Origin of the sequence: Flavobacterium sp. (genome assembly GCF_046153165.1) — a bacterium.
Taxonomy (GTDB): Bacteria; Bacteroidota; Bacteroidia; order Flavobacteriales; family Flavobacteriaceae; genus Flavobacterium.
Map to the genome: position 1 here is coordinate 33050 of NZ_JBJXEN010000101.1, position 14604 is coordinate 47653.

General features: G+C 32.2%; 15 protein-coding genes and 1 pseudogene. 5 read left to right on the top strand and 11 right to left on the bottom strand.

The genetic code is table 11. From position 1 onward, the window contains the following. Position 1: 1 nt before the first annotated feature. Genes ACKVOV_RS12235 through ACKVOV_RS12245 form a run of 3 tightly spaced genes read left to right on the top strand, consistent with a single transcriptional unit; the run spans position 2 to position 2806 of the window. Positions 2-544 carry a CopD family protein gene (locus ACKVOV_RS12235; RefSeq protein ID WP_409207042.1) on the top strand — a complete coding sequence of 181 codons (543 nt, stop codon included), beginning with the start codon at positions 2-4 and terminating at the stop codon, positions 542-544. Beyond that, positions 545-2020 (top strand): ATP-binding protein, encoded by a 1476-nt coding sequence (locus tag ACKVOV_RS12240; protein WP_409207043.1) that lies wholly within the window; start codon positions 545-547, stop codon positions 2018-2020. Positions 2021-2023: 3 nt separating this feature from the next. After that, positions 2024-2806, top strand: a complete 783-nt coding sequence (locus ACKVOV_RS12245; RefSeq protein ID WP_409207044.1) for an enoyl-CoA hydratase/isomerase family protein — start codon at positions 2024-2026, stop codon at positions 2804-2806. A 9-nt stretch (positions 2807-2815) separates the two neighbouring features. Here ACKVOV_RS12245 and ACKVOV_RS12250 read toward each other — a convergent pair whose 3' ends face one another. From ACKVOV_RS12250 to metG, 7 genes are all read right to left on the bottom strand, one after another. Next, positions 2816-3460, bottom strand: coding sequence for an HD domain-containing protein (locus ACKVOV_RS12250; RefSeq protein ID WP_409207045.1), 645 nt, complete (start codon positions 3458-3460; stop codon positions 2816-2818). A 56-nt stretch (positions 3461-3516) separates the two neighbouring features. Continuing rightward, a complete protein-coding gene (locus ACKVOV_RS12255; RefSeq protein ID WP_409207046.1) occupies positions 3517-4506 on the bottom strand; it encodes an acyl-ACP desaturase in 990 nt (329 codons plus the stop codon). 57 nt (positions 4507-4563) lie between these two features. Then, positions 4564-5298: a lysophospholipid acyltransferase family protein gene (locus tag ACKVOV_RS12260; protein WP_409207047.1), complete on the bottom strand. Its 735-nt coding sequence runs from the start codon at positions 5296-5298 to the stop codon at positions 4564-4566. 82 nt (positions 5299-5380) lie between these two features. Then, positions 5381-5791 (bottom strand): BrxA/BrxB family bacilliredoxin, encoded by a 411-nt coding sequence (locus ACKVOV_RS12265; RefSeq protein WP_409207048.1) that lies wholly within the window; start codon positions 5789-5791, stop codon positions 5381-5383. A 97-nt stretch (positions 5792-5888) separates the two neighbouring features. Next, positions 5889-6512 (bottom strand): CatA-like O-acetyltransferase, encoded by a 624-nt coding sequence (locus ACKVOV_RS12270; protein WP_409207049.1) that lies wholly within the window; start codon positions 6510-6512, stop codon positions 5889-5891. Between the two features lie 10 nt (positions 6513-6522). Then, complete coding sequence (locus ACKVOV_RS12275) at positions 6523-7212, bottom strand: HAD family hydrolase (protein ID WP_409207050.1); 690 nt, start codon at positions 7210-7212, stop codon at positions 6523-6525. 52 nt (positions 7213-7264) lie between these two features. Continuing rightward, the gene (gene metG / locus ACKVOV_RS12280) at positions 7265-9325 is read right to left on the bottom strand and encodes a methionine--tRNA ligase (protein WP_409207055.1); all 2061 of its coding nucleotides are present in this window, start codon (positions 9323-9325) and stop codon (positions 7265-7267) included. A gap of 280 nt (positions 9326-9605) precedes the next feature. Here metG and ACKVOV_RS12285 point away from each other — a divergent pair, with 280 nt between their 5' ends. Beyond that, entirely contained in the window at positions 9606-10499 is an 894-nt protein-coding gene (locus tag ACKVOV_RS12285) for an LD-carboxypeptidase (protein ID WP_409207056.1), read from the top strand. 99 nt (positions 10500-10598) lie between these two features. Then, positions 10599-10958: a YraN family protein gene (locus ACKVOV_RS12290; RefSeq protein ID WP_409207057.1), complete on the top strand. Its 360-nt coding sequence runs from the start codon at positions 10599-10601 to the stop codon at positions 10956-10958. Between the two features lie 79 nt (positions 10959-11037). Here the strand turns inward: ACKVOV_RS12290 and ACKVOV_RS12295 are convergent, their stop codons facing one another. The 4 genes and pseudogenes from ACKVOV_RS12295 to ACKVOV_RS12310 form a co-directional block, all read right to left on the bottom strand. Continuing rightward, positions 11038-12078 (bottom strand): aldo/keto reductase, encoded by a 1041-nt coding sequence (locus tag ACKVOV_RS12295; protein WP_409207051.1) that lies wholly within the window; start codon positions 12076-12078, stop codon positions 11038-11040. A gap of 145 nt (positions 12079-12223) precedes the next feature. Next, positions 12224-13207 (bottom strand): OmpA family protein, encoded by a 984-nt coding sequence (locus ACKVOV_RS12300; protein WP_409207052.1) that lies wholly within the window; start codon positions 13205-13207, stop codon positions 12224-12226. Further along, positions 13207-14472, bottom strand: coding sequence for a hypothetical protein (locus tag ACKVOV_RS12305; protein ID WP_409207053.1), 1266 nt, complete (start codon positions 14470-14472; stop codon positions 13207-13209). The genes ACKVOV_RS12300 and ACKVOV_RS12305 overlap by 1 nt, the downstream gene beginning before the upstream one ends. A 6-nt stretch (positions 14473-14478) precedes the next feature. Further along, positions 14479-14604: pseudogene (locus tag ACKVOV_RS12310) on the bottom strand (exodeoxyribonuclease III); the annotation flags it as partial.

Sequence of the window (14604 nt, forward strand, 5' to 3'; positions counted from 1 at the left end):
AATGGAAATTTATAATTACATAAAATCATTACACTTAATTTTTGTAATCACTTGGTTTGCTGGGTTATTTTATATTGTTAGATTGTTTGTGTATCAAATTGAAGCCAACGAAAAACCTTCGCCAGAAAAAGAAATTTTGCTTAAACAATACAAAATAATGACCTACAGATTATGGTTTATTATTGCTTGGCCTAGTGCAGTTTTAGCGACAATTTTTGCTGTTTGGTTATTAACGTTGATGCCAGTTTGGTTACAAATGCCTTGGATGCATGTAAAACTTGGCTTTGTTTTTATTTTATTTTTATATCACTTAAAATGCCATCAAATATATAATCAATTACAAAAAGGCGAATTCAAATATTCATCAAACTTTATGCGTTTGTGGAATGAAGGTGCAACATTAATACTATTTGCAGTTGTTTTTTTAGTAATTTTAAAAAATGCTTTCAACTGGATTTATGGTGTAATTGGAATCTTTTTATTTTCGATACTAATCATGCTAGGATTTAAGTTTTACAAACGAATACGTGAAAAAAATAAATAAATGAATTCCATTTTTAAAATTAAAACTTGGTCATTACGTGTAAGAATCTTTTTGTCGATGATTCTTATTACTATAATATCTTCCATTTTAATTGCTGGAGTTTCATTAATTCATTTTCAATATGAAAGCAAAGAATATAATCAGGAATTATTAATAAGTAAAGAAAATGAGATAAAACAACACCTTCAGTATGTGTTGGCAATTACTCCACATCCTTTAACAACATTTAATATTCCATCTATCTTTAGAGAGAAAATCTTTGAAATTTCAGATATTCACAATATCGAAATAGATATGTATGACCTAAACGGAAGGCTTCTTATTACTTCGAATGCCCCAATAATTAAAGGTCAAATTTCACCTAACATTTCGAGTTCTATTATAGAGAAAGTTAAACAATCTACAAAAAACAGGTATATTAACTCTGCTGAAAACAAGGAAAATAATTTTCAGTTTTCATACAGTTATCTTATGGATTATGTAGAAAAAAATCCAATTGGAATCATACGATTGCCTTATAAAGAAGATGATTCATTCTATAAAAAACAAATAGAAGAATTTTTAAAAATTTTTGGATTTGTATATCTCGCCATGTTTATCATATCCATTTGGATTGCTTATTATTTATCTAGATATATTACAAAATCATTAGAAACTATTTCTAACAGGTTAACAAAAACAAGCTTAACCGAAAAAAATAAAAAGATAGAACTGGTTAGCAACAGTTATGAAATAGATAAATTAGTTAGATCATATAACAACATGATCGATGAATTAGAAGAAAGCGCAAACAAACTCGCACAAAGTGAGCGTGAAGGAGCTTGGCGCGAAATGGCAAAACAAGTAGCACACGAAATTAAGAATCCGCTAACTCCTATGCGACTAACGGTACAGAGCTATCAACGAAAATTTGATCCCGCTGATCCAAGTGTCACCCAAAAACTGAATGATTATTCGAAAACATTAATACAACAAATAGATACGATGAGTGCCGTGGCTTCAGCATTTTCTAACTTTGCATCGATGCCAGCACAGCAAAATGAAACGATAAATGTGGTTGATGTAGTTAAATTATCATTAGATATTTTTAATGAAGATTTTATAGAATTTCACTCTAATTTAGACGAAATCATTACTAAAATAGACAGAACACAACTCATTAGAATTATTACCAACTTAGTTAAAAATGCTTTGCAAGCCATTCCAGAAGAACAAGAAAACAAGAAAATTTTGGTTTCTGTAAATGAAGAATCCAATAACGCTGTGATTACCGTAAAAGACAACGGAAAAGGAATCGCAATAGCAGATTTTGATAGAATTTTTGAACCAAAATTTACTACAAAATCTAGTGGAATGGGATTAGGATTAGGAATTATAAAAAATATTATCGAAAATTATAACGGAACTATTACTTTTGAATCTAAAATAAATAAAGGAACAACATTTAACGTTTCATTACCCATAACAAACCAATAAATCATGGCATTAGAAAACATTATTATAGAACACGAAAAGGGAATCGCAACCATTTTTATAAACCGCCCAGAAAAATTAAATGCTTTAAATAAAGCTACTATTCAGGAGCTGCACGAAACATTACAATTGGCAGATAAAAATCCAGAAATTAAAGTGCTAATCATTACTGGAAGTGGAGAAAAAGCATTTGTAGCTGGAGCCGATATTTCAGAATTTGCTCATTTCTCAGATAAAGAAGGTGCAATGTTAGCAGCCAAAGGGCAAGAAATTTTATTCAATTTTATCGAAAACATGAAAACACCCGTTATTGCAGCGATTAATGGTTTTGCATTAGGAGGCGGACTAGAATTGGCAATGGCTTGTCATTTTCGTATTGCGTCAGACAATGCAAAAATGGGATTGCCAGAAACTTCGCTAGGTGTAATTCCTGGCTACGGAGGAACACAACGTTTGCCACAACTAGTTGGTAAAGGACGCGCCATGGAAATGATTATGACTGCAGGAATGATTGATGCTCCAACTGCAAAAGCATACGGATTAGTAAATCACGTTGTCCCACAAGCAGATTTGTTTGCTACCTATAATCAGTTAGCCGGTAAAATTATGAGAAACTCTCCAGCAGCTATTTCTAAAGCGATTGAAGCTATAAATGCCAATTATAAAGACGGAACCAATGGTTTTGATGTAGAAATTAAATCTTTCGGAGAATGTTTTGCTACCGATGATTTTAAAGAAGGAACTACTGCATTTTTAGAAAAAAGAAGAGCAGTATTTACAGGGAAATAAGTTAAAAACTTATCGTTCTCCATTCCATTCCAAATGAAATTGCTCAAGAAAAGTTTCCATATAATGGTGGCGTTCTTGGGCAATTTTTTTACCAGTTTCGGTATTCATTTTGTCTTTCAACAAAAGCAATTTTTCGTAAAAATGATTTAATGTTGGCGATTCAGAATTTTTGTATTCTTGTTTATTCATCTTAAGATTTGGATGGATTTCAGGATTGTATAACTGACGATTTTTGAAACCACCATAATTGAAAGTCCTTGCTATTCCTATCGCTCCAATAGCATCTAACCTATCCGCATCTTGTACAATTTCTAATTCTTTTGATGTAAATTTCTTGTCAAAATTCCCTCCTTTGAAAGAAATATTTCCAATAATATTAATAACATGACTAATTATTTCTTCCGAAACATTTTGAGATTCTAAGAATTCTCTAGCCACTTTTGGGCCAACAGTTTCGTCGCCATCATGAAATTTACTATCCGCAATGTCGTGTAACAATGCACCGAGTTTTACAACAATTTCATCGCATTTTTCGTCTTTAGCAATTAGAATTGCATTTTTATAAACACGTTCAATATGAAACCAATCGTGTCCGCCTTCGGCATTTTCTAGTTTTTGTTTTACAAAAAATATTGTTTTATCTAGTAATGACATAAAATTTTGATTAAAAAAATCCTTTCTATTTAGGAAAGGATTTAGTTTGTATTTTATTATTTAATTAAAGAAGGTTGTACCCATTTAAAAATATGATTTTCTTCGGGCAATACTAATCTTTCAGAAATTTTAGCCATTCTTGCAGGCAATTTCATTAAGTAATCTCTCGCTTTTTCAGCTTCATCCGTTAATCCTATAATTTTGTCGATATCCCACTTTACTAATAGTTTTTGCATGATATCTACATAATCATTAGCCGTATAAACCCCTAATTTTTGTGCAGAGTCAGAAAATTGATTGAAAGCAGCACTGATTGATTGACCAGATTCTCTTAAGAAATGAGCTGGCATTGTAATTTTTTGTTTCATCATATATTGAAACGCTAACATCATTTCGCTTGGATCAACTTTAAAAATTTGATTGATAAATTCTGAATACGCATGATGATGACGCATTTCGTCTCCAGCAATCATTTTACAAGCTTTAGAAAGTTTAATATCTCCATATTGTTTTGCAATTTGTGAAACTCTATTATGAGAAATATAAGTAGCCAATTCCTGAAAACTAGTGTAAACAAAATTCTTATAAGGATCTTTACCTGTTCCAATATCAAAACCATCATTGATTAAATATTGTGTGGTAATTTCAACTTCTTTCATATTGACACGACCTGATAAATACAAATATTTATTAAGCAAATCTCCATGTCGATTTTCTTCTCCTGTCCATTGACGAACCCATTTTGACCAACCATTTCTACCTTCGTTATCGACACCTTCCACTTCCATAAGCCAAGACTCATAAGTTGGAAGTGCTTCTTCTGTAATAGTATCTCCAACCATGGCTACCCAAAAATCATAGGGTAAATCTTTAGCGATTTCTTGTAATTCTTTTACTTCTTCAAAGAATGTTTCACTTTGTGAATCTGGCAAAAAATCTGACGGTTGCCATATTTTTTCCACTGGAATTAAATATTGGTCAACAAAACCGTCAATTTTATTTTCTAGAAATTGCATTACTTCTAGACGGATGTTTTTTATAGACATTTTAAGTATAGATTTCAGACTTTAGATTTTAGATTTCTCCTAAACCATTAAATCTAGTTATATTTTTATTGATTGAATCACAGCGTTTTCTGTTTTCTGAATAATTTCTTCAAAAGAAAAATCTTTCACCGCAATAGCTTCATGAATTATAAATTGTAATTTATTTCCTAATCCCATGGGAAAACTTCCAAATTTAACCATTTTCCAAGAATTATTTATAGTTATTGGGACAATATAAGCAGATGGAGCATATTTACACAACATTTTGAGTCCACTTTCTGAAAATTTCTTAGGTTCTCCTGTTTTGCTTCTCGTTCCTTCTGGGAAAATTACAGCCGAACGTTTGTTTGCTTCGATATATTTTGACAACTGACCAATAGTCGAAATTGCCTGTTTAGGATCTTTTCTATCTATAAGAACTGATCCTCCATGTCGCAAATTGAATGAAACGCTCGGAATTCCTTTTCCTAACTCTTTTTTACTCACAAATTTTGTATGGAAACGACGCAGATACCAAATTATAGCAATGATATCGTACATACTTTGGTGATTGGCAACAAAAATAATAGGAACATTTTTAGGAATTGAATCTTTGTTTTCGAACTTATATGTTGTTCCTAAAAGATTGGTGCATTTTAGCAAACAAAAATTTAAATAATCGACACTTACTTTATGTGCTTGATATCCAAAAACATTCAAACAAATCCATTGTATGGGATGAAAAATAAGCAAACAACTTATAAAAAAAAGATAGTATATAACAGATATTGGATATGATATAAATTTTTCCATTTTATTAGAAATTTTTGCCAAAGATACTTTTTTAAATAAAAAAAACCACGTCGAAACGTGGTTTAGATTCGTTGTAATTTAATTAACAAAACTCTGCATAAGCATCTTTCAAATTTTCGGCAATTAGTTCTGCCGGACGACCTTCAATATGGTGACGCTCTAACATGTGAACCAATTCACCGTCTTTAAACAGAGCCACGCAAGGTGATGACGGAGGAAAAGGGAACATGTGTTTACGAGCTGCATCTACTGCCTCTTTGTCTACACCTGCAAAAACAGTAACTAACTGACTAGGTTTTTTTGCTCCATCTAAACTCATTTTTGCTCCTGGACGTGCATTTCTTGCTGCACAACCACAAACTGAATTTACAACCACAAGTGTAGTTCCTTCTTTTGCTAAAGCGTTTTCTACTGCTTCGGCACTATATAAATCTTGAAAACCAGCATCTGATAATTCAGCACGCATTGGTTTTACCATTTCTTCTGGATACATAATTTTTGTATTAAAAAAGTTATTGAGTTGCAAAGTTACAAAGTTTGCAAGGAAGTAATAGAGAAGTTAATAGTTTTTTAACTATCGATTAAAGAATTTAAGCATTCATGAGTTCTTGAAACAAATTTACAAATTGTCCTACATGATAGCCATCCATTAATCCGTGATGAACATGAACTGACATCGACATGGTCTTTTTCCCTTTTTCAATCATCATTTTTCCGAAAGAAATTTTCGGGCAACTATCTGGAAAAGTAAAACTTCGGGCGTGAGAAAACGAAGTGAAATTTATCCAAGGTAAGGCTGAAAAATGTATTAAATTTTCTTGAAAATCTCGAGTAAAAAGACCTGTTGTGGTTTGTATTCTAGCGATTTCGGCTTTAGTAACTTCGGCAAAATCGTTTATATTATTCGAGTATTCTATTAATGAAAAACCAAAAGTTTTGTCTTCACGCATGATGGTTGCAGAAGCATCGATGGTATCGAAAATGTAAATTTCATCATCAATTATTCTATAGCGAAAATTCTCGATAGTATTTACTGCGACTAATGTTTTATGTAAATAATAGGTGAAAAATGAAATATTTAACTTTTTTGCTTTGTCATAAGCATTCGTGCAATCGATAGTGGTTGTAATGCCAAAAAAAGGTTCTTCCATTTGTTTAAAAAACAAGAAATGCTCCTTTCGATTCCAAGTATCGAGGTTTAGTTTTTGTTTCATTTTTTGAAAATTACTTCAATAAAATTGGCAAAACATCTGTAATTTTTTCTAATGTTCTAAAGTTTGGATGTTCTACTTTGTGACTAATTTTCTCGTGTTCCCAAGTGGTATGAAAAGGAATGTGAACCGCATAACCACCAATTCCCAAAACAGGCAAAACATCACTTTTTAAAGAATTTCCTATCATAAAAAACTCATCGGCATTTATCTCTAAACGCGTTAATAATTTCTGATAATTAATTTCTTGCTTGTCGGCCATGACTTCAATATGATGAAAATAATGTCCCAAACCCGAACGATGCAACTTGCTTTGTTGGTCTTTTAAATCTCCTTTTGTTGCTACGATGAGTTTGTATTTTCCGCTTAAAGCTTTCAATGTTTCTTCAACTCCGTCTAACAACTCGATTGGTTTTTGCAATAATTCTTTACCAAGATCTATTATTTTTTCGATAATTTCTATCGAAATAGTATTGTTAGAAATTTTCATCGCAGCTTCAATCATCGACAGAATATAACCTTTTATGCCATAACCGTATAAATCTAAATTCTCGATTTCTACTTTAAACAATTCTTGCGATAATCCTTGATGTGACAAATAATCTTCCATCAAGGCACAGAATTTATGTTCCGTTTCCTGAAAATACGGTTCATTGACGAATAAAGTGTCGTCAGCATCGAAAGCGATTATTTTTAGATTCATGGTTTGTTTATTTTAACCCTCTCAGGGTTTGGAACCCTGAGAGGGTTTATTTTTAATTAATTCCTTCTCCATTCCCAACTCCAGCAACATCAGGATTTACAAATGCTAATTTTCCGTCAGGTAAATTGGTCATCAAAATCATACCTTGACTTTCTACACCACGCAAAGCTCTTGGCGCTAGATTTACTAAAACAGTCACTTGTTTTCCTATGATTTCTTCTGGCGAAAAACTTTCGGCAATTCCCGAAACAATCGTACGAACATCGATTCCAGTATCTATTTTTAGAACTAACAATTTGTTCGCCTTTGGCATTTTTTCGGCTTCGATAATCGTTCCTACACGCAAATCCATTTTGGCAAAATCATCGTATTGTATGAGTTCTTTTTGTGGTTCCGCTTTTTTATTTTCGGCAATATTAGCCGTTTTTGTAGCTTCCAATTTGTCTATTTGTTTTTGTATTTGTTCGTCTTCTATTTGTGCAAATAATATCTCTCCTTCGCCTATTTTGTGTCCAGCAAGAATCAAATCAGAATTTGTTGCGACATCATTCCAATTTAATTTAGCATCAATTTTTAGCATTTTATTTAATTTCTCAGCGGTAAATGGCAAGAAAGGTTCACACAAAACACGCAGCGCCGTAGCAATTTGTAAAGCCACATACATTTGCGTTTTTACACGTTCTGGATCGGTTTTTACCATTTTCCAAGGCTCTTCGTCAGCTAGGTATTTATTTCCTAAACGAGCCACATTCATTAATTCACCCAAAGCTTCACGGAAACGGTATCTTTCTATCGAACTAGAAATCACTGCTGGATAAGCTTTCAACTCTGTTAAAGTCGCTTCATCTACTTCCGAAAATTCGTTAGGTGTTGGCACAACGCCTTCGTAATATTTGTTAGTAAGAACTACCACACGATTGATGAAGTTTCCAAAAATGGCTGCTAATTCATTATTATTTCTTGCCTGAAAATCTTTCCAAGTAAAATCGTTGTCTTTACTTTCAGGAGCATTGGCGGTAAGCGCATAACGCAAAACATCTTGCTGGTTCGGAAAATCTTCTAAATATTCGTGCAGCCAAACTGCCCAGTTTTTTGAAGTAGATAATTTGTTTCCTTCTAAATTCAAGAATTCATTGGCAGGAACATTATCTGGTAAGATAAAACTTCCTTCCGCTTTTAGCATCGCAGGAAAAATAATACAGTGAAAAACAATATTGTCTTTTCCTATAAAATGAACCAGTTTCGTATCTTCATTTTTCCAATACGGCTCCCAATCTTTTCCTTCACGAGCTGCCCATTCTTTAGTTGACGAAATATATCCAATAGGCGCATCGAACCAAACATATAATTTTTTCCCTTCGGCACCAGCCACAGGAACATCGATTCCCCAATCTAAATCACGAGTAACCGCACGAGGTTCTAGTCCGCCGTCAATCCAAGATTTTACTTGACCGTAAACATTCGGTTTCCAGTCATTTTTGTGTCCAACCAGAATCCATTCCGTTAAGAAATCTGAATAACGATCTAATGGTAAAAACCAGTGTTTTGTCGATTTCATAATCGGTGTTTCACCTGTAATGGTCGATTTCGGATTAATTAAATCCGTAGCATTTAATGTCGATCCACATTTTTCGCATTGGTCACCATACGCTTCTTCGTTGCCACATTTTGGACAAGTTCCCACTACAAAACGATCGGCTAAAAACTGATCGGCTTTTGCATCATATAATTGCTCGGTTACTTCTTCGATAAAATCACCTTTATCGTACAATTTCTTAAAAAAATCAGATGCTGTATCATGGTGGATTTTAGCCGAAGTTCTCGAATAATTGTCGAACGAAATTCCGAAATCGATAAATGATTTACGGATAATTCCATCGTATTTATCAATCACTTCCTGTGGCGTGATGCCTTCTTTTTTGGCTTTCATCGAGATGGCAACACCATGTTCGTCGCTTCCGCAAACAAACAAAACGTCTCTTCCTTGCAAACGCAAGTAACGTGAATATATATCGGAAGGTACGTAAACGCCCGCTAAATGCCCGATGTGAATAGGACCATTTGTATAAGGCAATGCTGCCGTAATCGTATATCTTTTAGGATTCTGAATCATAGTTTCATGTAATAAAGGTGCAAAAATAAGCAATAGAATTTTTATTTGAAGCTATTCCCGCTATTCGTTGCAATCTTTTTTTCGGCAAAAAGCCTCAAAAAAGGATTTTCACTGCTATCGGGGCTAAAAAATCGGTATAAATTAGTAATATCCATATCATCTGCGTGCCAATAAAAAATAACTTTTATACATTTGTCATTAGAGCATTCAAAATAAAATGAAAAAAATAGTTACCATACTTTTACTTTTTACCCTTTCAATCCTTCATTCTCAAACTAAAATGATTACACCACCGTATTTAAAAAAAGGCGATACCATTGCTATAGTTGCTACTGCTAGAAAAAACATCGATGACAATCTAAAATTCGCCACCGATTTGCTTACCAGTTGGGGACTAAACGTAAAAATTGGAAGTACCATAGGACTCGATTTAGACCAACTCGCAGGAACCGATGAGCAGAGAGCAAAAGATTTTCAAGAGCAAATGGACAATACGAATATTAAAGCCATTTGGTGTGTTCGTGGTGGTTACGGAACCGTGAGAATGATTGATTTGTTAGATTTTACAAAATTTAAACAAAATCCAAAATGGATCATTGGTTTTAGCGATGTAACTGTTTTGCACAATCATTTGAATACCATGGGTTTCAAATCGATTCATGGGATTATGCCCGTAAGCTCAAAGGCAACTGAAGAAGCAAAAGAATCCCTAAGAAAAGCTATGTTTGGAGAAAAATTAGGGTACGAAATAGATCACCATTACATGAATAAACTAGGGAATGCATCGGGCGAATTAGTAGGTGGAAACTTGTCTATTTTGTATAGTTTGTTAGGTTCTAAATCGGCGATAAACTGTGATGATAAAATTCTTTTTATGGAAGATTTAGACGAATATTTATACCATATAGATAGAATGATGATTAACCTGCAACGCAATGGTTGTCTAGAAAGCATTAAAGGGATTATTGTGGGAGCCATGACAAAAATGAAAGACAATGATATTCCTTGGGGAAAAGATGCACTACAAATCATTGAAGATGTTACTAAAAAATACAACATTCCTATTATTTATAATTTCCCAGCAGGACACATTCAAGACAATCGTGCATTGATTATGGGAAATAAAGTTTATATAAATGTAAATGGTGAATGTAGTACAGTGATTTTTGAATAATTTAAGGTAAAGTTGTCATTTCGACGAAGGAGAAATCTCATAATGCAAACAATTTGATGAGATTTCTCATTCGTCGAAATGACAAAAGGAATAATAATTATGGCAGAACACAACGATCTCGGAAAACTAGGCGAAGACCTTTCGGTTGAATTTCTTCAAAAGAATGGATATACGATTTTGGAAACCAATTGGACTTTCCAGAAAGCGGAAATAGATATTATTGCTCAAAAAGAAAATGTGTTGGTCATTGTTGAAGTAAAAACACGTTCGTCAATAGATTTTGGTTCTCCACAAGATTTTGTAAAACCTGCTAAAATTCAGCTTTTAGTCAAAGCGGTTAATGAATATGTGATTTCGAACGATTTAGATTTAGAAATCCGCTTTGATATTATTTCGGTTTACAAAGAAGGAAAAGAGTTTAAAATCGAACATTTAGAAGATGCTTTTTATCATTTTTAATTAAAAAAAATAAAACAAAAGTCACAAAAGAAACAGGTTTTATTTCTTTTGTGACTTTTGTGTTTAAAAACAACAAAATTTACGGCGCAGGATTTGGAACTAATTCCTGAATTTTATTTATTTCTGATAAAACAGCATCTGTTAGCATCACATCGAAAGCATTAATGTTTTCTTCTAACTGGTCTATACTTGTTGCACCTATAATTGTTGAAGTTACAAATTGCTGATGATTTACAAACGCAAGCGCTAATTCGGTTACTGTTAATCCGAAATCATGCGCTAAATCTTGATACATTTTTGTTACTTTATAACAATTTCCGTTTGTGTAACGCGTAAATTGTGGAAACAAATCTAATCTTGAATTGGCTTGAATTCCGTTTAAATGTTTTCCTGATAAAAATCCAAAACCTAAAGGAGAATAAGCTAATAACCCCACATTTTCACGCATGCAAATCTCAGACAAACCTACTTCGAATAAACGATTTAATAAAGAATATGGATTTTGAATTGTAGCAATTTTTGGTAAATTATGTTTCTCGCTTTCCATCAAAAAACGCATAACTCCCCAAGGATTTTCGTTAGAAACCCCAATGTGTTTTATTTTACCTTCTTTTATTAATCCATCAAAAATGGTTAAAATATCAAAAATGGAATCTTTCCATTGTTCGTCTATTTTAGACAAACCACGTTGTCCAAACATATTCATGATGCGTTCTGGCCAATGCATTTGATACAAATCGATATAATCTGTTTGAAGATTTTTTAAACTTAAATTGACAGCGTCATGTATATTTTTTTTAGAAAAATCTAACGGCTGACGTATGTAACCCATACCGCGATTGGGTCCCGCGATTTTTGTAGCTAAAACTATATCTTCTCTTTTACTTTGACCTATTTTTTGAATCCACGAACCTATATATCTTTCTGTGCTTCCAAAAATATGTTCGTTCCCTCCTATTGGATACATCTCGGCAGTATCGATCAAATTTATTCCTTTTTCTATAGCAAAATCTAACTGCGAATGTGCTTCATTTTCGGTATTTTGATTACCAAAAGTCATGGTGCCAAGGCAAATATTACTAACTTTTAGATTTGTGTTTGGAAGTGTGGTATATTTCATTTTTTCGAAGGTTCTGAGGCGCAAAGGTACAAAGGTTTTTTTAAAAAGGCACTGAGGGTTCTGAGTTGCTTAGGCAAAAATGTTTTAAAAAAGAAAAGGTTCTAAGAAAACCTTAGAACCTTTCTGTCTCAGAGCCTTTGCATCTCTAAATATCATTTAACATTTTAGAAATTTCATCTAATTTTGGAGTCAAAATAATTTCGATTCTTCTATTTTTTGCTTTCCCTTCAGGAGTGTCATTACTCATTAATGGAGAAAATTCTCCACGACCAGCAGCAGTAAGGTTTTGCTTGTTTATTTTGGCATTTTCACCTAAAATATTAACAATAGAAGTAGCTCTTTTTGTAGATAAATCCCAGTTGTTTTCTATTTGACCTACAGCACCAGCAAATTTATCATTATCTGTATGACCTTCAATTAAAACCGAAATGTCTGGATTATCACCAAGAACTTTTCCTACGGCTACAACCGCTTTTTTACCTTCGGCACCAACAGCCCAGCTTCCAGATTCGAAAAGCAGTTTATTTTCCATAGACACGTATACTTTCCCGTCTTTTTGTTGTACAGTAAGTCCTTTTCCTTCAAATGCTTTTAGCGATTTAGACAAAGTTTCTTTTAGTTTTTTCATCGAAGCTTCTTTAGCTGCGATTAATCCTTCTAATTCATTTACTCTATCAGAGCGGTCTTTTAAATCGGCGCTTAACTTACCTAAACGTGATTTTTCATCAGCCAATGCTTTTTCCTTAGCTTCCAATTGTGCCAATAAATCACGATTCTTTTCCATATTTGCTTTTAGAGATTCGTCGCTGTTTTTCTCTAAAGCATTGTATGAACTTTGTAATGTTTTTAAATTATTACTTGATGCAGCATAATCGGCAGCGAGTTTGTCTCTTTCTGCTTTTAGTTTGTCAAAATCACTTTTCGCTTTATCCAATTCTGTTTTTAGTGTTCCATTATCTAAATCGAGCTGATTTTTTGCGGTTTTTAAACTTTCATTTTCATCAGAAAGTGAATTTCGTTCTTTTTTTAGTTCAGCAAATTTTGTTTCTAAATCTGCATATATTTTTTTAGAAACACATGAAGTTGTTATGGCTAATACCAATAATCCTAGGAAAATTTTCTTTATCATTATTCTGGGTTTTTATTTGTTTTTTTATTTGTTTCGAATATACTGTAACCTAGCGCAATTGAAAGTGCTTTGTATTTTGTATATATACCGTCATAATCTTCTAAAATATTACGCTTATTATATCTAAATTCAACACTGGCTTTATTATAACTATATCCTAAACCAAAACTTATATTTAAAGTCATTGGTTTTAAATGTAAGGATAAATTCTCATTATTTCTTTGAACATTAACATTTGAATTTAAATTAAAAGCAGATAATAATGATGTATTAATAAAAATTTTAGAATTATCATTAATAAAAAAATAATGCCTTAATCCTAAAGCTAAATCTAAAGAACTATATGAAGCACTCCAATATTCTTCAGTTGGTACTGGTCGGTATTGTCTTACAACTGTTTTTTCGGCTTTATATTTGCTTTGTAATGTTGGTTCAAAATAAATAGTCCACTTTTTTTTATTAAATGGGAGGAAATATTCTATTTCAAAACCAAAACTATATGTTTTAGAGTTTTGAAAAGACACATCCGGATTTAGATCAGATTTTGGTACTCGAATAATAGAAAATGAGTTGAAATTCCCACTCCCTTTTACCTTAAATAGAAAGCTGCTATTATCGAACTTATTTTTTGAATTAGTTACAATAGTATTACCTAAGCAATTATTTGCTTCTGTAAAATATTTTGATAAATCTCTTACATCATAACTTAATTTTAAAATCCTATCCATCGTTATTTTATCACATACAATATTTGACCATAATTGGCGCTGAAAAGTCTTGTTTTCCTTAATATCAACATTGTTTTCATCATAATATTTTTTATAGACAAGTTGTTCAACATGAGAATCATTTATTGAATAAAAATACCTATACATACCATTATTTACATATTCATATAACATAGGATTACCTTCAACAATAATTTTAAGAAAAACTGTTTTTTTTGCCCATTCAGGTTTATTTATCTCGCTTAATCTATCAATATTTGTCGCTGATGTATCTATTAAAACATCGTATCTTTTAAATTTATAAAAATTTTCAATTTCAAACTCTTTTACATCTTGAATGTTTTTAACACTTGTAACTCCACCTTCTAAGTTTTTATAATTAAACTTTGTTGGGTTATTTTTCCATCCTTCATCTTTAATTAAACACTCTTTTTTTAAATCATTATTGTCTATAAAAGATCCTTTTACAAAATTAATTTGTGCATAAAAATTAAAACTAAAACATAAAATAATTATTGTAGTAAACTTTTTTTTCATCCTTTATTATTCTATTTCTACTAAAACGGGACAATGGTCAGAATGTTTTGCGTCGGGCAAAATAATTGCTCGTTTCATTCTTTCTTTTAGTGATTCGCTAACTAAATTGTAATCTATACGCCAACCTTTGTT